General features: G+C 35.6%; 20 protein-coding genes and 1 pseudogene. 5 read left to right on the top strand and 16 right to left on the bottom strand.

Features of this window, described 5'->3' with window-relative positions; all coding sequences use genetic code 11:
- The first annotated feature begins 56 nt into the window (after nt 1–56).
- Nucleotides 57–1,379 carry an MFS transporter gene (locus EGX95_RS03565; protein ID WP_000035889.1) on the top strand — a complete coding sequence of 441 codons (1,323 nt, stop codon included), beginning with the start codon at nt 57–59 and terminating at the stop codon, nt 1,377–1,379.
- 232 nt (nt 1,380–1,611) lie between these two features.
- Here EGX95_RS03565 and EGX95_RS03555 read toward each other — a convergent pair whose 3' ends face one another.
- Nucleotides 1,612–2,118: a PRK06770 family protein gene (locus tag EGX95_RS03555; RefSeq protein WP_000376387.1), complete on the bottom strand. Its 507-nt coding sequence runs from the start codon at nt 2,116–2,118 to the stop codon at nt 1,612–1,614.
- A gap of 438 nt (nt 2,119–2,556) precedes the next feature.
- On the opposite strand from EGX95_RS03555, the gene EGX95_RS03550 reads away from it, so the two are divergent.
- Complete coding sequence (locus EGX95_RS03550) at nt 2,557–2,895, top strand: hypothetical protein (RefSeq protein WP_000141774.1); 339 nt, start codon at nt 2,557–2,559, stop codon at nt 2,893–2,895.
- Nucleotides 2,896–2,948: 53 nt separating this feature from the next.
- Here the strand turns inward: EGX95_RS03550 and EGX95_RS30180 are convergent, their stop codons facing one another.
- The 6 genes and pseudogenes from EGX95_RS30180 to EGX95_RS03530 all read right to left on the bottom strand — a co-directional run bounded on the left by EGX95_RS30180 (nt 2,949) and on the right by EGX95_RS03530 (nt 9,039).
- Nucleotides 2,949–3,104, bottom strand: coding sequence for a hypothetical protein (locus tag EGX95_RS30180; RefSeq protein ID WP_188235403.1), 156 nt, complete (start codon nt 3,102–3,104; stop codon nt 2,949–2,951).
- A gap of 114 nt (nt 3,105–3,218) precedes the next feature.
- Nucleotides 3,219–3,299, bottom strand: a pseudogene (locus EGX95_RS31105) (hypothetical protein); the annotation flags it as partial.
- A 65-nt stretch (nt 3,300–3,364) separates the two neighbouring features.
- Entirely contained in the window at nt 3,365–5,917 is a 2,553-nt protein-coding gene (locus tag EGX95_RS03545) for a hypothetical protein (RefSeq protein ID WP_000510862.1), read from the bottom strand.
- Nucleotides 5,918–6,242: 325 nt separating this feature from the next.
- Nucleotides 6,243–6,638 carry a hypothetical protein gene (locus EGX95_RS03540; protein ID WP_000275657.1) on the bottom strand — a complete coding sequence of 132 codons (396 nt, stop codon included), beginning with the start codon at nt 6,636–6,638 and terminating at the stop codon, nt 6,243–6,245.
- Nucleotides 6,639–7,037: 399 nt separating this feature from the next.
- Nucleotides 7,038–8,015, bottom strand: coding sequence for an ornithine cyclodeaminase family protein (locus EGX95_RS03535; protein ID WP_000960297.1), 978 nt, complete (start codon nt 8,013–8,015; stop codon nt 7,038–7,040).
- A gap of 19 nt (nt 8,016–8,034) precedes the next feature.
- Nucleotides 8,035–9,039 carry a proline racemase family protein gene (locus EGX95_RS03530; RefSeq protein ID WP_000868751.1) on the bottom strand — a complete coding sequence of 335 codons (1,005 nt, stop codon included), beginning with the start codon at nt 9,037–9,039 and terminating at the stop codon, nt 8,035–8,037.
- A 137-nt stretch (nt 9,040–9,176) separates the two neighbouring features.
- Between EGX95_RS03530 and EGX95_RS03525 the strand changes: the two genes are divergently transcribed.
- On the top strand, nt 9,177–9,419 hold the full coding sequence (locus tag EGX95_RS03525) for a YflJ family protein (protein ID WP_000433494.1): 243 nt from the start codon (nt 9,177–9,179) through the stop codon (nt 9,417–9,419).
- 223 nt (nt 9,420–9,642) lie between these two features.
- Here EGX95_RS03525 and EGX95_RS03520 read toward each other — a convergent pair whose 3' ends face one another.
- From EGX95_RS03520 to EGX95_RS03510, 3 genes are all read right to left on the bottom strand, one after another.
- Nucleotides 9,643–10,596: a TRM11 family SAM-dependent methyltransferase gene (locus tag EGX95_RS03520; RefSeq protein ID WP_001059325.1), complete on the bottom strand. Its 954-nt coding sequence runs from the start codon at nt 10,594–10,596 to the stop codon at nt 9,643–9,645.
- Nucleotides 10,597–10,728: 132 nt separating this feature from the next.
- Nucleotides 10,729–12,318 carry an N-acetylmuramoyl-L-alanine amidase gene (locus EGX95_RS03515; protein ID WP_000877275.1) on the bottom strand — a complete coding sequence of 530 codons (1,590 nt, stop codon included), beginning with the start codon at nt 12,316–12,318 and terminating at the stop codon, nt 10,729–10,731.
- Nucleotides 12,319–12,558: 240 nt separating this feature from the next.
- Entirely contained in the window at nt 12,559–13,608 is a 1,050-nt protein-coding gene (locus EGX95_RS03510) for a M42 family metallopeptidase (RefSeq protein WP_000930098.1), read from the bottom strand.
- Nucleotides 13,609–13,734: 126 nt separating this feature from the next.
- Here EGX95_RS03510 and EGX95_RS03505 point away from each other — a divergent pair, with 126 nt between their 5' ends.
- The gene (locus EGX95_RS03505) at nt 13,735–13,914 is read left to right on the top strand and encodes a hypothetical protein (protein WP_001027104.1); all 180 of its coding nucleotides are present in this window, start codon (nt 13,735–13,737) and stop codon (nt 13,912–13,914) included.
- 21 nt (nt 13,915–13,935) lie between these two features.
- Here EGX95_RS03505 and EGX95_RS03500 read toward each other — a convergent pair whose 3' ends face one another.
- The 6 genes from EGX95_RS03500 to EGX95_RS03475 all read right to left on the bottom strand — a co-directional run bounded on the left by EGX95_RS03500 (nt 13,936) and on the right by EGX95_RS03475 (nt 17,629).
- Entirely contained in the window at nt 13,936–14,262 is a 327-nt protein-coding gene (locus tag EGX95_RS03500) for a nucleoside triphosphate pyrophosphohydrolase (protein WP_001277353.1), read from the bottom strand.
- A 247-nt stretch (nt 14,263–14,509) separates the two neighbouring features.
- Nucleotides 14,510–16,063: an IS200/IS605 family accessory protein TnpB-related protein gene (locus EGX95_RS03495; RefSeq protein ID WP_000859055.1), complete on the bottom strand. Its 1,554-nt coding sequence runs from the start codon at nt 16,061–16,063 to the stop codon at nt 14,510–14,512.
- Nucleotides 16,041–16,226 carry a resolvase gene (locus EGX95_RS03490; protein ID WP_226805553.1) on the bottom strand — a complete coding sequence of 62 codons (186 nt, stop codon included), beginning with the start codon at nt 16,224–16,226 and terminating at the stop codon, nt 16,041–16,043. Before EGX95_RS03490 ends, EGX95_RS03495 begins: the two co-directional genes overlap by 23 nt.
- A complete protein-coding gene (locus EGX95_RS03485; RefSeq protein WP_000800785.1) occupies nt 16,198–16,308 on the bottom strand; it encodes a MerR family transcriptional regulator in 111 nt (36 codons plus the stop codon). Before EGX95_RS03485 ends, EGX95_RS03490 begins: the two co-directional genes overlap by 29 nt.
- A 110-nt stretch (nt 16,309–16,418) precedes the next feature.
- Nucleotides 16,419–16,739 (bottom strand): hypothetical protein, encoded by a 321-nt coding sequence (locus tag EGX95_RS03480; RefSeq protein WP_000720156.1) that lies wholly within the window; start codon nt 16,737–16,739, stop codon nt 16,419–16,421.
- A 101-nt stretch (nt 16,740–16,840) separates the two neighbouring features.
- A complete protein-coding gene (locus tag EGX95_RS03475; protein ID WP_000454172.1) occupies nt 16,841–17,629 on the bottom strand; it encodes an enoyl-CoA hydratase in 789 nt (262 codons plus the stop codon).
- A 309-nt stretch (nt 17,630–17,938) separates the two neighbouring features.
- Here EGX95_RS03475 and EGX95_RS03470 point away from each other — a divergent pair, with 309 nt between their 5' ends.
- Entirely contained in the window at nt 17,939–19,333 is a 1,395-nt protein-coding gene (locus EGX95_RS03470) for an O-antigen ligase family protein (protein ID WP_000256699.1), read from the top strand.
- Nucleotides 19,334–19,454 lie beyond the last annotated feature (121 nt).

Below are 19,454 nucleotides of genomic sequence, written 5' to 3'. Positions count from 1 at the left end.
ACAATGAACACGCTTTCATATATACCTTTTATTTCTAAGCAAGAGGAGGAATGATTATGGCTCAAGCAAACTCAAAACGAGTCGCCGGCAATATTTTCAAAGGTTCAGTCGGCAATTTAATTGAATGGTATGACTGGTACGTTTACTCTGCCTTCGCTGTTTACTTCTCAGCAGAGTTCTTTCCTAAAGGAGATCCAACAAGTCAGTTACTGAACACAGCAGCTATTTTCGCAGTTGGATTTTTAATGCGCCCTATCGGCAGTTTATTAATGGGACGCTATGCAGATCGGCACGGACGCCGGGCAGCATTAACACTTTCGATTACAGTTATGGCCGGTGGTTCTTTCATTATCGCCTGTACACCTAGTTATGAAAGCATCGGTATTATGGCACCAATTATTTTAGTTCTTGCTCGTTTACTACAAGGATTATCGCTTGGCGGAGAATACGGCACTTCCGCAACGTATTTATCTGAAATGGCTAGTAGTGGTCGCCGCGGTTTTTATTCAAGCTTCCAATATGTAACGCTCGTTGCTGGACAAATGGTTGCGTTAGGCGTTCAAATTGTTCTTCAGCAATTACTAAGCGAACCAGATATGAAAGCTTGGGGATGGCGTATTCCATTCATTATTGGAGCGATGGGCGCAGTAGCTGTATTATGGCTTCGCCGCACGATGGATGAATCGGAGCAATTCGCAAACGTAAAATCACAAAAACGCGAAAGTGCAGGAACCGTTCGCGCGCTTATGAAACATCCGAAAGCAGTATTAACAGTAGTCGGTCTAACACTTGGGGGCACTGTCGCCTTCTATACGTACACAACATATTTACAAAAATTCATGGTAAACACAGTCGGTCTTCCTAAAGAAATTGTAAGCTGGATTAACTTTGTCGCACTACTTATTTTCGTTGTGCTTCAACCAATTGCGGGGCTACTATCCGATAAAATTGGACGACGCCCACTATTAATGGCATTCGGTATTCTCGGAACATTACTAACAGCACCAATCTTCTTCTTTATGGAAAAAACGACAGAACCAATCGTGGCGTTCTTACTTATGATGGTCGGCCTCATTATCGTTACTGGTTACACATCGATTAACGCAATTGTAAAAGCAGAACTCTTCCCAACTGAAATTCGCGCACTTGGCGTAGGTTTACCATATGCCCTAACAGTTGCGATATTCGGAGGAACAGCTGAGTTCATCGCATTATGGCTAAAGAGTATCGGAATGGAATCACTATTCTACTTCTACGTAGCTGGATGTATCGCAATCAGTTTTATTACGTATTGGCGTATGGCAGAGTCATCGAAAACTTCGCAGATTGAGGCGGAGCTTGGTGGTGGGGATAAACTAGCTAATAATAAATCTAGTTAAAAGTATGTATTCTATGATCTTCGTTTATCTGAAAAAGTATAATTCATTAATATGCAATTTAAAAACCTCTACTTATATGTAGAGGTTTTTAAACTTTATAACAGCAGATAAAAAAGAACAAGTTGATTTACGGGACAAGTCTGTCAAAAATCAGAAAGAGTTCATCGATCAATTTTTGGAACTTGCAGCATAAGATACAATTCCATTAGGAATCTATACACTTTATTACCCTTTATTCTATTTTTGTACTAGAACCTTCTTTTTTGCTTTGTTCTTTGAGATATGCTGTTTCTTCTTTTGGAGTAGCTAATCTTTTTGCTTTTCCCGTACTTTCTCCACCTGCTTGCTCCCACATATAATTATGTTCCTCAACCGCTTGAGAAAAATCACCTTTTTCCCAACGATTTAAAATCACAACATATTTTTCTTTTTCAATTATTTTATCGCTTTGATCTAACAAGTGACGAAGCTTTTTAATATTCTCAGGGGACATTACGATAAAACCAATCTTTTTATCAGCTATTACTTTTTGATGCAACATTTTGTGCATAGAGTCGATTATGACACCCTCAGAGTTGACCAAATCGTCAATTTCCTCACCTTTGGCATCAACTGTTCTCTCTTGTATTTGCTTATTTTCACTTCCAGGATTGAAAAACATTCCTACCATATATCCTATAAATATACCAAATACCACGATACTAACTACAATCATCGAAAACTTTTTCCATCTATCCATTTGCAATATCCCTCCTAGAAAGCACCTTAATATTTGCACTTTGTAGTAATTGGAGCATAAACTTAACTACTATTCTATATTTTGTATCTTGTTCAAGAACATTACAATAATTTCCCCTCTCTTTTCTCTTCCTCCGATAAACAACTTAAGTTTTCAATCAATCCAATAACATTAATTTATATAAAGAGCTATTTCAAATCAAAAGATAGTACAACGAAATGTTTAAAGAACAATGTATGTAATGGGCGACAAAAAAAACCTTACAATTATATCGAACACCACTCCGATTATATCAACGTTTCGGCACAACATATCGACTTACCGACAAATTCCGTAGAAACTACCAATCTACAAAAAAATCCCCTCTAAAATGGTTGTTATATATGATCGAAAATGTAGAATGAGATTAAAGATAAAAAACACATTTAGGAGGTTATCATGACATTTGATGAATTGAAAAAGAACAAACCAACAACCTCATGGGTTGAGTATGATGAAGATGGGGAATTTTTCACTGAAGAAAATATAAGTGCAACAAATAAGGTTCTTGACACTTACATCAACAATTTACAAAAATTAGGAAACAACCCAACCGAAGTCGAAATAATGCAAGTCGTCCAAGAGGTCGTTATTAACATAAATGAATTAAACGTCGAACATGACAACTTTATCGAAACAATGGCAAGAGAAGATCTCTATGATTTTATCGATACAGCAGCACAAATAGCTGGCTTAGAATCCGAAGAAGACATCACAGAAGAATGGCGAGAATGGTAAAAAAGCTGCATACTCTTGGTGTCTAAATTTACTCCTTCATAAAACTTTGTCCCTTATTCTCCAATTTGAAAATAAGGGACAAACAAAAATAACTCCAATAGAATCAAATACTGATATATATTAAAATCAATAATATGATTAGATTTTTTTCTAAGTTCTTCTTCTCTAACTAAAATTAATCTATTTTCCAAACTCATTTCTCTAATCAATTACCAAGGCGTTCTGAACATAAATATCTTATATTCTTTAAGATGTATATCTTTAGAGTATTAAATAAACAGAAAAACAGCCGACTCTTTGTATAAAAGTCGGCTGCTTTCTTATCATTCAAGCTCTCCCTTGCGAAGGAGTTCAACAACTACTTGTGAATGCCCTAACACTAGCTTTTGCATTACATTTGTAATGCGTAGTGATTGCCAAAAAATCCCCCCTCTTCCCGTCTACTCACGTAAATGTTCCATAATAATTATTAAATACTATATCCTTGAATAATTTCATTTGTCTGAGCTACAAAACAACACTCTTCAGGATAGACCAAGATAGAATGATGATAACTATTCTTGTTAAACGAATGACTTTTTAACACGTTCCCATTCTCATGTATAGCCGCGACTATTGTTTCCAAATTATTTGATACTATCCATAGATAAATGTTCTTACTCGGAATCCATAATACCCTTGATTCGAACGCTTTCGGAAGAGCGCTATACCTCCATAAGACTTCACCTTGATAATTGTAACCTTTTACTTCTGCTTTTGTGACAACCACTAAGCTACTCGATCCCAATGTAACAGATTGAATACTTTCTTGTTCTTTAACTTCAAGGATTTTCTCTAAATCCGTGTTATAGAACGATAACAATCTTGTTCCTATTCGCAATACCAAATTATGTTCCATTGTTTCATAAGCTTCATAAATAGCCGCCGAAAACTTTAATTCTATTTTACTATTTCGACTTTCCAATTCATATTTTTTCTTATCTGTTCTTTTTAATCTGAAGTTAGGTAAACTTACATCGTTTAATCCTGCGCCGAACACATTCCGTTTTTCACTTTCAACATCGGATTCATTTATTTTTAGTCTCCATTTTCCTTTGCCGTCGATTTCGAATATACCAGAAACAGACTTCTCCCCTCTATCAGAAGCAAAATGAACAATAGCCCTGTCCTCGGAAATAAAATCCAGATTAAATCCATGAGCATCCACTTTGAATTTATCAAGTTGTTGACCATCTTTTGAATAGGTAACAATATGCCCAGGAAGATAAGTAATTTCTGATCCTGAAGGTATACTTGTAAACAAAACCTCTCCATCTAAAGATAAGAATAGCGACCGCATAGATGAATATATATGATTTTCCCAAATAACATTTTCACCAAGGTCATAACATACTAATTTATGGCTCAAACGGTCTTTTTCTCTTTGTTTATCAGATAACTTTGCTAATTCATTAATTGATTTCTGCGGTCCTTCCTCAACCACGTAGACCCTTTGATTTTTCATGTCAATAACCCGACTACCAAACCACTCTTTTTTACTCTTTATCTCCCATCTTCCTGAGAACCGCTTAGTCACAGTAATCTCAGGTGCCACCTCACTTTGAACATCAATCTTTTCTACATCTGTAAAGGTTTTAGCCTCAAAATGTTGCCATTGGTGATTTTCAGGAGCTAACCAAAAGTATCCTTGATTATGAATCCCTCCATCAAAAAATACATTTTGACCAGATAAAATGAATAATTTCATTCCAGGATGCCCTTCTGAACCTTTTATGAGATTTCCAGTGTCTTTGTGTAGTTCATATAATCGATTATCTTCACACACAACTAAATATTTTTCTTGATTAGGAATCAATTGAATAGTAGTGGCTTGTTTTGGTAGCTGCGCGCCATAAATAAACTTCCCTTCTCTGTTTAACCAGAAAGTTTCTCCAGATTGAAAAGAGACAACCAATTTATTCTCTATCCAACAAATATATCTACCTTCATTTTTAAATGCATTAATCCATTTGAGCCTCCCACTACTATCCCAGGCAGAAACTCGCCCCTTCTCTTCTAAAATGAACACCATGTCAGTTTTGTGATCATGTGCGAAACCAGCGAATGGCGAATTAAAACTCATTCTCTCAAATCCCATAGAAAATTGAGCTGCTAATTGTTTAGCAAACATACTTATTGCTTCTTCTTCAGTTTTTGGCGGGGCAGATAATTCACGTTGAAGTTCTTCTTGTTTTTGTTGTAATTCTTTTTCTTTCAGTTCAGAAATAGCAATTCTAGCTTTTAAATTACCGTTATTGTCCAATCTATACAATCTATCCATACTCGAGACAAAAATATCGGTTGAATCCGCTGACACCTCAAGTAAATAAGGCATAAAACTAAGCTCACCAAACATCGTAGAGAGTGTTTCTTTAAAAGCAATTCCCCATTTTAGATCTCCATTAAAGTCAAAACAATAGAGCTTACCTGGACCGTCATATGTTTCCCGGGTTCCCACTAGCCAAAAATCATTACCTATCGCAAATCTAAAAGGTTGCCATTGAAACTCATATACAATAGCTTGCTTATTCTTATAATGTACAAAAGCAACCTTTTCTTTATCGTGAAGCAGAGCACCCATGTGATTCACAGCAACAGGATGCATTTTTTCTAATGCTGTTTCTTTTAAATTGATTTGTTGTACTTGCTCTTTAGTAATCATTTCAATAGTTCCTGCCGCTTCGACAACAAGTAAATCTTGATTATGATAAAGATGACGAAATTTCCTACGAGACCTGGTTTCAAAATTTATTAATTTAGGATTTTTCTTGGCTACAGAAAAGAACGAATCCCATGTTTGCTTGCTATCCGTTTGTAATAGAATCGTTGATATTGGTCGAATTGTATCCTTATCAATAAAATCATAATATTTATTTTGTTTAATATCACCTAAATGACGCTCTAAATTTACCATTGGACCATTATTAGGTTCCTTAACAGCCGGATTAGAAAATAACTTCTTGATTGTATTGAATATCCCCATAATTATCCCTCTCTGAATAGAATTAATTTATTTTCTTAAAGTATCTCTCTTAACAAATACATTTCTCTAATTAGATACTACCATAAATATATATAACTAAAGCACCCTAATTTCCAGGGGACTTTTGGCATAAATCACCTATACCGTTAAAACATATCTTTTAAAGATTAAATAGAAAGAAAAATTGCCGACTTTTATATAAAAGTCGGCTGCTTTCTTATAGTTCATCCTTCCCATATGAACAGACTCAACCACCCATTATAAGCGCTTTCTAATCTTAACTTTTAAGCTGTTTAGTTTTTACAGGTACTAAGAGGAACATCTCCTAAATGCGGTATTCATAGCTAACCTGCATAATATCATTCCCTAATATGTCCGATAAAGAGTTCTTATTTTTAATTGATGTACTCAATCCTGGAGATGAACTATATTCACTAAAAGAATATCGAAAATCCGCAACCATTTCGATATTCATATCAAAGCAGACTCTTTCTTGCAATTCCTTATAGTCTGATTTAGAAAAATTAATAGGGCTTTTTCCATAAAAATAGACAAATTGATAATAGTGTGTACCTTCCAATTTTGAATGATGATTTTCTATTTCCCTTTTCACTAATATACCCATACAAGAGATCTCTCCATTATATTTATCCTTCATACAAACTGGATAAGATTCTAAAAGTGTATCTTCTTCAAGATTTATATCATTCAAAATATACATTTTTCATATCCCCCTTTATTCCATATCATTTAAAAATATGCAAGGAAAATGAATATATAACTACTTGTACAATATTATTTTCTAATACAAAAATTAAGAAGGACTATGTATTATTCGGATTTGAATCATATATAGATTCGGAAGGAACTACAAAAAAGCGAAAATCTTATATATGGAGATTCATCGAGCATTGATGTAGTTGTTTTGCGCCCTCTCGTGAAGAGCTAATCCAAAAGATATTAGATGAGATTCATAAACATGTGGCAGATCCAGAAGATCGTGGCTACAGCATATCGACTTACCGACAAATTTCGCAAAAACTACCTTCCAAACTAGCAACCAATCCCACCCAAGCACCAACCCTATCAACAAAAAAGACCACCAAAAAGGCAGTCTCCCTCAAAACTCAATCCTACTCCCAACTCCGCGCTCCACCGCTCTCTCATACAAATACTTCGCCACAATTATATCCACTACCGCCAAACCAACCGATTTGAAAACAGTAATCTCCTCATTGTTCTCCCTACCAGCTTTTTCTCCGCTTATAATTTGACCAAGTTCAGCGTGGATGTCGCTTGCTTCAAATAAACCTTCCTGTATCGGGACTTGAAGGTCTCCTGTTTCTTCTAATGCTGCCTCTTTTGATTCAACTACTACTTTCGTTGCGTTAGCAATGGCGTGAGATGGTAGTTCTTGCATGTTCGGCCTGAATGAGCCGACGGCGTTTAAATGGACGCCTTTTTGTAGTTTTTCTGAGAAGACTGGTGTGGATGCGTTCGTAGTTGTGACGATGATGTCTGCTTCGCTTATTGCTTCATTTGCATTTGTTTTAACATAAGCAGGTGTATTGAATTTCTCTTGTATATATTGCGCAAATGCATACGCTTTTTCTTCTGTTCGATTGTATAAAATGACTTTTTCAATATCTCTAACCGCACATACTGCTTCGGCAATTCCCTTCGCTTGTTCTCCTGTCCCGATAATACATAAAGTTTTTGCGTTATGACGAGCTAGATGTTTTGTCGCTACTCCGGATAAGGCGCCTGTTCGAATCATCGTTAAGTAGGATCCTTCTAAAAGTGCGAGCGGTTCTCCCGTTTGAAAGTCTGATAGCATTACAATCCCATTTATCGTTTTCTTTCCTATCTTTTTGTTCTGCGGGACTACTGTTACTACTTTTAGACCAAGTGCTTCAAGTCCTTCCGCTACTGAAGGCATAATTAATGCCGTATTTTTCTCATTCGCAAATGGTAGTGAAATACGTATTGGTGTGATCGTTCTTTCTGCGGAAAATTCTTGTAAAGCAAGCGCCGCGTATGCAATGACTTCATTCATATTTACTAAGTTTCGTTGTTCGTTCGCGCTTATAACTAGCATATATTTCCACCTCCTCCTCTTATCCTAACAAAAATCCCCGATTCAAATCATCTCTCGGGTCTATAACGAACTGATGAAATCCTGTAATAAATGCATTCCCCGTTACTTTCGGAACGACAGCTTCATATGTATGTACCGCTGTTACCGACAATACTTCCCCTTCGAATTTCCCGTCAGTAATACATTCGTGGACGAAAATTTCTCCCTTTTGCAGGGCATCTTTTGCAAAAAGAGTTGCGATTCTTGCGGAAGTTCCTGTGCCGCAAGGAGAACGGTCTACTTGCCCATCAGCGAAGATTGTTACATTTCGTAACGTTGCGTCTTCCCCTTTCGGTTCATCTGAGAAAATAACGCCGTATATTCCTTTTAACCCTTCTTCAAGTGGATGCTTTACTTCCATTTTGCTCTCGATGTAGTGCTTAATTTTACCGCCCCACGTTTGAATAGCAGCTAAGTCTTTGAAATCAACTTTCAAACCAAATTCTTTACTATCCACAACAGCGTAGAATGCTCCGCCAAACGCGATATCTACTTGAAATTCATAGTCATCTATTTTAATAGGAACGTCTTTTTTGTATACAAATGAAGGAACATTTTCAAATGATACGGACTCTACTTCACTCCCCCTATATGTTGCGTACGCAATGACTTCCCCAGCAGGGCTATCAATAATGAACTTTTGTTTCTCACCTGTCACTTCAAACATGCCTGTTTCAATTCCTACTGTAATAACAGCAATAATGCCATGACCACACATCGTGCTCCAGCCTTCATTGTGCATAAATAATACTCCAAAATCAGCGTGTGCACTTGCTGGCGGTGTAATGATACAACCGTACATGCCGTGATGTCCTCTCGGTTCATACATAAGAATCTCGCGAAGATGATCCAAATGTTCCATGCAGTATGCACGTCTTTCTAGCTGCGTTTCTCCCTTTATTTCCGGCACACCGCCTGTAATAATTCGAAGCGGTTCTCCAGCTACGTGAGCATCAATCGTCGTATACACTTTACTAACCTTCATTTCTATCTCTCCCCTATATGTTGATACTCTTTTCATTGCAAATATCATGCCAACGCATAGGGTATGAATTTGTATACATTGTTTAAAAAAGCATACAGTACTGTCTATTTTTTTATACACGATCCAGAAGCTATTTTATGGAACCACTCGATACAGCCAGGCTTATTATTTTCAATGGAAAGTTACTTCCATCCCCAACATATACTGTTCAAAAGCAAAAAGGAAGTGATCCCATGTATTACGGAACAAAAGGCTGGTACGTAGCTGAACTAAAAAAATTAGGTGTTCGCTATCATGAAGGAAGAAAACTAGAAAGTTACCGCGGACACGTCTTACGCAATTTATTACTTGCACAGCAAGAGAAATTAAAAGAACAGTAATATTCTAATGTAACGATATCGGCGATTCTTAGAATATATCAGCGATTTTTTAAATTTATCAGCGATTCCACACAATATATCGGCGATTTTTTAAATATATCGACGATTCGACATGGAATATCGACTTACCGACAAATTTCGTCAAACCACTCCTCCATTCCACCAACCAATCACACATTCATACAAAGCAAAAAAGGTCACCCAAACGGGTGACCTTCCTTTCTTATTCACAAACAAGAATTTGTCTAGTAAATGATCCTTTTCTTGTAATGCAGCGATCTGTAATTTCAAATCCTGCTTCATGGATCATGTCGTCCATCGTTTCCATTGTGACAACGACTACCTTTTTAGCAATGCGGCGCGCGCTTGAAAGAATGGAGAATTGATCTTCTGGTGTTGCGTGCGTAAATAGGTCATATGGCATATCAATAATTGCAACGTCGTAGTTCTCAGTAATTTCCTCGATTGGGCCTTTTGTTACTGTTCCTTCAAACCCGAAATGTGCGATGTTTTTTCTCGTTCCAAGCACTACAAGTGGATTTATATCTCTACCAACGATGTTAATCCCCATAGAAAGTGCTTCTACTACTACTGTTCCAATGCCGCAGCACGGGTCAATTGCTCGTACTCCATCTGGATTTGGTACAGCGATATTTGCAACTGATCTCGCAACACGTGTGCTAAGAGATGTCGAATAACTATGCGGTTTTTTTATGTGATGATACCAAACTGGCTCACTTTCTACATAGTGTCCGAAATACCAACGTCCTCCAAGAGGAACAATCCCGAATACACGCTCTGGATTACGAACATCCGCTTCTCCTTCAATATGCATGCCGAGGTCTCGTTCAATGAGACGTCTTTCTCCATATTCAATTTTATTTTCTCCAATGAGGTCATTGATTTTAACGAAAATAACTTTAAACGACGCTCCCGCCAAATCAATTTGTTCCACTTGTTTTAGAATACTTTCTAAGTTGTCTCCTTCATACATAACCTCAACGCGCTCTTTCATAAAAGGACTTCTACTCGGGTCAATTTTGACATCACTTTTCAAAATATTAACGTGAGACTCCATTCCAAAGAACGAGCGCATTTCCAAGTAACATAAAGCACGCTCCTCCTCGCGAAATGCATACGTATATATACATGCAGGTGTTTTACTATGATTATTCAATCTATTATCATCCTCTATATCGTTATAATTACAATACTTTTTCGTATAAAATTAAATGATATCACATGCCTGAAATAAAGAGAAACGTTAATAAATAAAAGAGACTGCCAATTGGCAATCTCTTTTTATTTATTAACGGAAAGAAGATACGTTATTACCTTTTGCTTCGTAATAATCTAAAATACCTTGATAAATCGCTTCTGCTGCAGCTTGTCTCTGTTTTGGTGTAGCAATTTTATCTGCATCACTCTTATTATCTACAAATGCTAATTCTGTTAATACAGCTGGCATTGTATTTTCTCTAGTTACGTATAAGTCCTGATGTTTCACACCACGATCTTTTGTTCCAAGTGCTGCTACAAGACGGTCTTGAATTTTTTGTGCTAATAACTTACTGTCTTCTACATGCGGATTCGTTACTTTTGCTCTTGCTGACTGATAATATAATGTTTCTGTACCTTGTCCATTTTTATATTGAGAGCCATTAGCATGGATACTTACAAAAATATCTCCATTATGTTCCTGTGCAAACTCTACTCGTTTTTTCAATGAATCTGTTGAGTTTACTCCTGGACGTGTATTATCTGTACGAGTGAACATAACAGTAAATGGTGCTTTTTGCTCAAAGATTTTCTTTAATCGTAATGATACATCTAATACAGTTTCACTTTCTTTCTCATAATAACCAACATTACCCGAGTCAATTCCACCGTGACCTGGATCAATAATAATCGCTTTACCTTCTAAGAAGTTCTCTTGTTTTACTGGGTTTAATTGATTTTTATCAACCCACTGGAAACCAGCGCCTACGCGGATACGAATCCAGCTTCCACTCTCTTCCATAATCGTTACTGTTTGTGCATTATATGTACCTAGCACTTTAGAACTATGTGAAGCTAATTCATATGCAGTAAAGTCTTGGTTAATTGTTTCTGTTTTTTCTGTTAGAGGTGTCCACTTCTCACCTTTACTTGTTACAATTTTTAACCAGCCGTCTGCTCTTTGTTCTTTCACTACAACCATTTGTGGCTTATGCTGAACATCAGTAATACCAGATGATAATGATGGTTGATGATATGTAATAAAGTTTCTGTTCATATACATTCTTTTTGATGTATCTGTTTTATTTTGATCAGCCATCGCAATAAACTGAGCTGCTTCTGCACGAGTTACAGTTCCTTCAGGCTCCCAGCCATTTCCCGTACCTTTAGAAATCTCTAAAGCTACTAAAATATTAGCTTGTTTCTTACCCCAATGAGGTTCCAAATCTTTAAACTGTGTTGGAAGTTCTCCAATAATTTTCTTATCTAATGAGTATGCTTGTACTAACATAGATGCCATAGATGCACGGTTAATTTGGCTTGATGGATTAAATTTACCAGTACCATCTCCACTAATTACACCTGCTTTTTCCACTGCAGCAATGTACGGAGCTGCCCAATGGTTTTGTGCATCTTTAAAAGATGGCTTTGCTTTTGGATCAATTGGTAAACCAAGAACGACTGCTAAAATTTTTGCAGCTGACCCTCTATCTACTGCTTCAGATGGAGAAAACGTTCCATCTGGCTTTCCATCAAGCGCCTTTTTTCCTACTAAATAATCAACTGATTGTTGCGCCCATGAAGGGACATCCGAAAACTTCTTCGCTACTGCGAAACTACTTACTGGAGACGATAATAAACTTGCGGCTAAAATACCTGCCGCGACTGCACGATACTTCATAAAAAATAATACTCCTCTCGACAATCATCTTTTAATAACGCGTAATCTTAATATATAAATCTCTTCAAATCCGAACAAAAAAAATTAGTGCGCCTCTATTATTTTATAATACTCGAATTATGTAGTAAACCTAATTTCTTAATATTGTAAAATAAATTACAATTAATTTACTCTTTGTTAAATAAAGTCGATTTCTCTGCACACAAAAAATAGGCTACTAGAGGTAGCCTATTTCTTTTCTTATTCTGCAATCATCTCTGATAATACATATGCATAAACAAGTGCTTCTGTATGAGCAATCGAACTTTCATGTGTACGCTCAAATGCATGAGAAGAATCAATACCTGCTCCAATTAATGCATGCTTCACATCAAATCCAGCGCGAATCGCAGCTGATGCATCCGATCCATAGTACGGATAAATGTCTACTTTATATTCAATATTGTTCGTTTTTGCAAGCTCTACTAAATGTTTACGTAGTGCATAATGATACGGACCACTAGAGTCTTTTGCACAAATAGATACTGTATACTCGTCAGATGCTTGTCCATCACCTAGCGCTCCCATATCAACCGCTAAATATTCAACCGTTTCTTCTGGAATGTTAGAGTTACCACCGTATCCAATCTCTTCATTGTTAGAAATTAAGAAATGAGTTGTATATGGTAATGTTACGTTTTCATCTTGTAATCGCTTAATTAATTTTAATAGAATCGCAACACTTACTTTGTCATCTAAATGACGTGATTTTATGTACCCACTCTCTGTAATTTGAACGCGTGGATCAAATGAAACGAAGTCTCCTACTTCAATTCCTAATTTACGTACTTCATCAGCTGAAAATACGCGCTCATCAATACGAACCTCAATATTTTTCTCATCGCGTTTCGCCTCACCTGCATCTTTATATACATGTACAGACGTTTGATGCATTAAAATCGTTCCTGTATACGTCTTACCACTTGATGTTTCAATTTCACAATATTCCCCTTCTACAGAGTTCCAGCGAAATCCGCCAATCATAGAAAGACTGAGACGACCATCTGGCTTAATTTCTTTTACCATCGCACCTAACGTATCAACGTGTGCTGTTAATAAACGATGCTGTGCATCATTTTTCCCTTTTACCGTTAAAATAAGAGCACCTTTATTGTTACGCTTCGTTTCTACATTCCACTCACTTACATAGTTTTCAATAAAACGAATAATTTTCTCTGTATTTCCAGATGGACTTGGAATAGAGACAAGCTCCTTAATCAATTCCATCGTTTCTTTCGTATGATGTGCCATTGTCATTTCCTCCTCATTTTTCCTATTATTTAGTATACCGAATTTACTATAAATCCTCTACTCATATAGCTTAATTTTCTAAATTATAGTAAAATTCACTTTAGTATATAAAAGGAGTTATACAATATGAATATATCAAAAAAATATGTACACATTACACTCATTTTGTTTCTAGCATCATTACTTTGTTTACAAGTTTCTTATGCAGTTCATACTACTACTTCTATTACAACCGGCTGGGTATTAACAGCTATCTTCTTCATTATTAGCTTAATTGCAACAAAAAAGCATAGCGTTAATGAGTAATGCTATGCTTTCCCTACAAATCTATTCTTCTGAAACATCCAACAAGTAAATACCTCTTTCAAACCCACCGCGCTCTATCTCTTTCTGCTTACGAAGACGTTCTACATCTTCAATTGTTGCACCTTCTGCACGCGCTAATGATATGATTACTTCCAGTGCATCCGCAAGAGAATCAAGCGCATGTTCACGCTCTTTCATAGAAGCAAATTCACGAATTTCTTCTGTTCCAATTTTCGCTAAAGCTTGTATGTATGCTTGTCCTGTTAATTTTTGTGCTGTATATGTTTTTCCAGACATTAAGATTTTCTCTGGAACACGATCTCTTACTAACTTGTTATATGCTGACATCATCCATCCTGGTTTAAAATTCTTATAAAAATCTATAAATTGTTGGCGAACCAAGTCAAATGCCAACTACCGAAAAGGAATCTCACCTTTTTCCTGTCCGTAAGATTTGTGACCTTTTCATCCACCTATTGTGAAAGAATGACGGCAGGTTCCTGTTAGGAACGATCTGTCCTTGCATACTACCATTCATCCAAGTCAGCAATATGCAAGAGGTTATAAGAAATAAACCAGTACCTCCCTTCTATATTTAAATTTTAAATAATAATTGTTGATTGTTCATATAAACAGTTTTGTGAAGAATACTCCACAATTTCCAATTGTGATGATCTTTCCATGTTTTAATCGTTTGTAGCCATTTTTTATATACTTTTTTCGTATTCGTATCCTTTTCGCTTTCTTCCATTGAAGCGACAAAAATACGGAGTTTTGTTGTAATTTTGTTTTTTAATAATAGAACAACTTCTTTAGGTAATCTTTCTTGGAAACCTAATCCACGTCTTACGATTGTGAACGCAGCGGTTTCGTGAACACTAATACCAAACTTTTTACTATATTTTAATTTTCCGATCACACTTGTATAGGCAGGATTTACTGTTTTGACAGAAAATCCGTTACGAAGAGCCATACGAATTAAACTATCCAACATTTTTTTATACGTAAATTGATGAAATTTACGATTGCTGTATTTATCAGTATCATGAGACTGTTGGAATTTCAAATCCTCTAAAACAATACCACCTACATTGTTTTCTATTAACCATTTTTTGATTTGTTGTACGATTTGTCCGATTACTGTTGTGCGTTTGTTTGTTGAAAATGTATCAAGATTGTGTAAGTAAAAAATCTTCGAACCCTTAAAATTACCTTGTTTTGTACATAAACTAACTGCAATGCGGTCCGGATTTACATCAATTCCTGCAATTACATCTGATTGTGGTGTTTCCTTGAAATCTAGTACACGACCTATTTCTGTTTCATCAAACGTAATATTTACATAAAATTCATTTTGTTTACGAATGATTTCTACACTATATTTTTGATGCTCTATAATCGGTTTTCCTTTTGGATTTACACCGATTTGCTTTCCCATAACGACATTTGTGATTTGATGATAAAAATGATATGGAATGATAATCGGAACTTTGATTCGTGGGCTTTTTGTTTTTCCATTTGTTCGTCCTAATGGATTTGCAATTTCTAACCATCCTTGCCCACAATCATCAACTGTAATGCGCATGTTCAAATTCCCTTTTTTACTTTTATCTCCGCGAGAATATAATTGCCTTGTACGTAAATCTTTCCATTCTTGATTGGATATCTTATCTTTCATTCTTTCATAGAAATTTTTCCGTCCACCAAAAATAATAGGAGGTAATGTTCCATTTTTAATATGTGTTTCATACATTTCAATTTTTTGTTCTAATTTTTGTTGTCTTTTTCTTAATCCAATTAGACACATTTCTAATGAAACTTTTTTTGGGTTTTTCCTGCCACTTTCATAATCATCTTTTTTTTGTAATGTTTTTTCTAATTTTTTTTGATTGTTTTCTAGGTAAACAGGAAGAAGTTCTTTTTGGGAGGAAAGGATGGTTTGTGCTTGCAAAACTGCATCTTCACAAAAGCGTTTGTTTAACAAATATTTAAGTTGTAGTTTTTTAATCAATTCTTTCTCGTTTTCTCCTTCAATTAAACGATTAAAACTATATCGTTTTGCACTTTCGAAGGTGCGAATTAAAGAAATTAAATCTTCTATTTGTTCTTTTGTAATAGAATTGATCTTACAAGTCCGCGTTGTTTTCATCCTTTTCACCCTTTTCTAATACGGATTTTATTGCATTTTCTAATTTTCTACCTCCTCTTTTCCCATGAATTTTTGCAGAAAAAGAGGTTGTGATTGCTATAAGATCTTCCACTAATTCGGATTCTTCGTTTTTTTCAATATGTTCTATCCGCAATAAAAACACCTTCTTTATCCCAATTCCGTAAAGTTTGTTGTGTTTTACCTAATATGTTTGCAGCTTTCCCAATTGAAATATAATTCTTCATTTTCGTCACCTAAAAATATTGTATGTTAAATTCTGTAAAATACACAACCCGTAATTATAAAATTTTAGAGTGTTTTATAAATTTTTGTTTACTGTTATTTCCTCCTATGTTTAATAGCAGCCGAGCTCTGCCTTATAAAATAACCACTCTTTTTTCACACAAGCACTTAACATATCAATTCCTGATCCGTGTGCCCTTACTGCCGGAAAGAAATAATGCTCTGGTTCTTCTTTCTTATCGCCATATAAGGTTTGGTACTCATCAGGAATCGCCTCTTTTTTCACATCCCGTTCTTTCTTCACTTCACCTGAGAAAGCAACAATTGGATGCCCTTCAAAGAATAGTGCAGTCCGTACCGCAAGAGATGGTGTACTATGCAAAGCATAATATGTAAGTAAAATAATAACGATAACACCAATAATTTTCTTCATATATTACTCCTAAAAAAAGTGCTAACACAATTATACTAAAATGTGTTAGCACTTTCTCCCCTTTACCTTAAATTAACCGTTAGTAAAACTATTACTACACTTTATTCTCCTTTAAATGCTGGCAAACGTTTTTCTAAAAATGCAGCGATGCCCTCTTTATGATCCGCTGTTTGTCTCATCGCATATTGGCCGCGTTTTTCAAGCTGCAGTGTTTGTTCTAAATTAGAACGGTTTACTTCACATAAAATTTGCTTCGTTTGAATCATCGCTTTGATCGGCTTTTGTGACCATTCACTAATTTTTTGCTTCACAGCCGTTTGGAAATCCTCGCCGATTACTTCATCAATTAAACCGATTTCAAGCGCTTCGCTCGCCGATAATTTCTTTCCTTCCCAAATAATTTGCTTCGTCATATTTTCACCGACGCGTTTTTGAAGGAAGAAATGGCCGCCACCATCTGGAATTAAAGCGATTCCAATAAAGTTCATCGCAATAATGGATGATATATCTGCCATCACATAGTCAGCTGTTAGTGCAATACTTAATCCAAGACCAGCAGTTGGTCCATGAATCGCACTAATAACAAGCTTCGGCATCGTATATAAAGTCACAACAACTTCAGAAATAGTATTCATAATACCATCAAACTTACTTTCATCATTACTTGAAAGCATCGATTTAATATCTCCACCCGCAGAAAAACCACGGCCGTTCCCGCATAACACAACAATGTGTGCAGAACTCTCCGCTACTTCTTTCAATTTTTGTAATAGCTCTTTTAACGTTGGCTCATCTAATGCATTTAACACCTCTGGGCGATTGACCATAACCGTTGCAACGTGCCCTTCATATTTCACAATGACAGATTCTGTTTTACTTGTTACTTCCATTATATATACCCCTCTTTTCTACACAAAGATTATACTTATATAATTATAGAAAGGATGTGAAAAACCCTTCTTTTTTCTTAATTTTCTGTCTAATAATCTCGTAATTTGTATATCACTTTGCATAAAACATACAATTTCGTTGAAAAATATAGAAATTAAAGTCGGTTTATCCCGGCTCTTCATCTATTTACCATTACAATGAAATGGTGTATTCTTAAGTCTGATATAAAAATTAAATATAGAAATTCATTCCCCTTCCTATTATATAGAGGGGTGCTGAAATAAAGGAATGAAGAAATGGAGGAACATATGGTTACTAAGTTAAAACAGACGGATAACTACTTCCCGCATTTCCTACTGCTATTCATCGTGTTTCAACCAATTTTAGATTTATTAACGTCTTTTTCAATCTATATATTACACATGAGCGCAACAGTCGGAATCGTAGTCCGTTTCGCCTTTATGCTTCTTGCATTAGGTTATCTACTTCTTCATCATAAACAACAAGGCGCGAAAAAGTACATTCTCTATTTATGTTTACTCGGCATTGCACTGGCAATCGGTCTTGTAAATAATATGATGGTTAAATCTCCAGTTTCATTTGGAGAAGAAGTTAAATTTATTTTAAAGAGCATATATCCAATTGTGCTACTGTTTGGATATATTATCGTCTTTAAAGAGCTAAAAAATAAAGAATATGTGTTTCATAAAATCATTACATATTTCTTATATGCAACTTTAATTTTAAGCATCACAATGATTATCGCAATGCAAACTGGCACTGATTTCCCAAGCTATCCTCACTCAAAAATTGGCTCAAGAGGTTGGTTCTTTGCTGGAAATGATTTAAGTGCTCTCTTCGCGATTATGTTCCCAATCGTTGTCTTATATTCGATTTATAAAACAACTTCTTTCTCGAAAATATATTACTGGATTCCAACAATACTTGCGATGTATGCAAGTATTATGGTCGGAACAAAAGTTGGATATGGTGCAATTGTGCTAACATTAGGCGTAGCACTTTTCTTCTCGTTCATTGAATATATAATAAACCGTAAAAAAGAAAAAAAAGGATTCACATATCTTGTAAACACCATCGTTGCAGCAGTTGTACTAGGAGGTTTAATTGTTCTTACACCGCATACTCCTATCGCAAAAAATATGGGAATCCACATGCAAATATACGAATACAAAAAATCAGTACAAGAAGAACAGGATAAAAAAGAAGGAAAAGTAATTAAAGAAAATCCAGAGGATGCAAAAAAACACGCAAAAGGTGAACTAACAGACTCTGAAGTGAAGAGTTTAATTTATAGTGATCGGGACAAATTCTTAAAAGTATACAAACAATACTATAAAGAAGCACCGCTCTCACAAAAACTTTTTGGAATGGGTTACGCTGGTAACTACACAGTTAAAATTAAATTAATTGAAATGGACTTCCATGACCTATTTTTCGCCTTTGGAATTATCGGTTTCCTTATTTACTTAATACCACTTCTATACTTCGGTATTAAACTATTCATCCGTATGATCACAAACTTTAAGAAAATTATAACTGTAAAACATATGCTATTAGCTAGTACACTCATCCTATCACTTGGCATTGGCTTTATGTCCGGTCACGTATTAACAGCGCCATCTGTTAGCATTTTTTTCGTCGTTATACTTGCTTACTTAATTGTTGATTTAGAAATAGAATAGAAAGAAGCAGCATCTATTTAGATGCTGCTTCTTTCTACTCCAGTCATAATTGCTTTTTCTCGCTTAATTAAATTTTTTGTGGACTACTAAAAAAAGATCGAATCACATTACGATTCGACCT

Origin of the sequence: Bacillus sp. FDAARGOS_527 (assembly GCF_003812125.1) — a bacterium.
Lineage (GTDB): Bacteria > Bacillota > Bacilli > Bacillales > Bacillaceae_G > Bacillus_A > Bacillus_A paranthracis.
The sequence above is the reverse complement of the archived record's forward strand: the minus strand, read 5'-3'. Positions and strand labels throughout refer to the sequence as shown.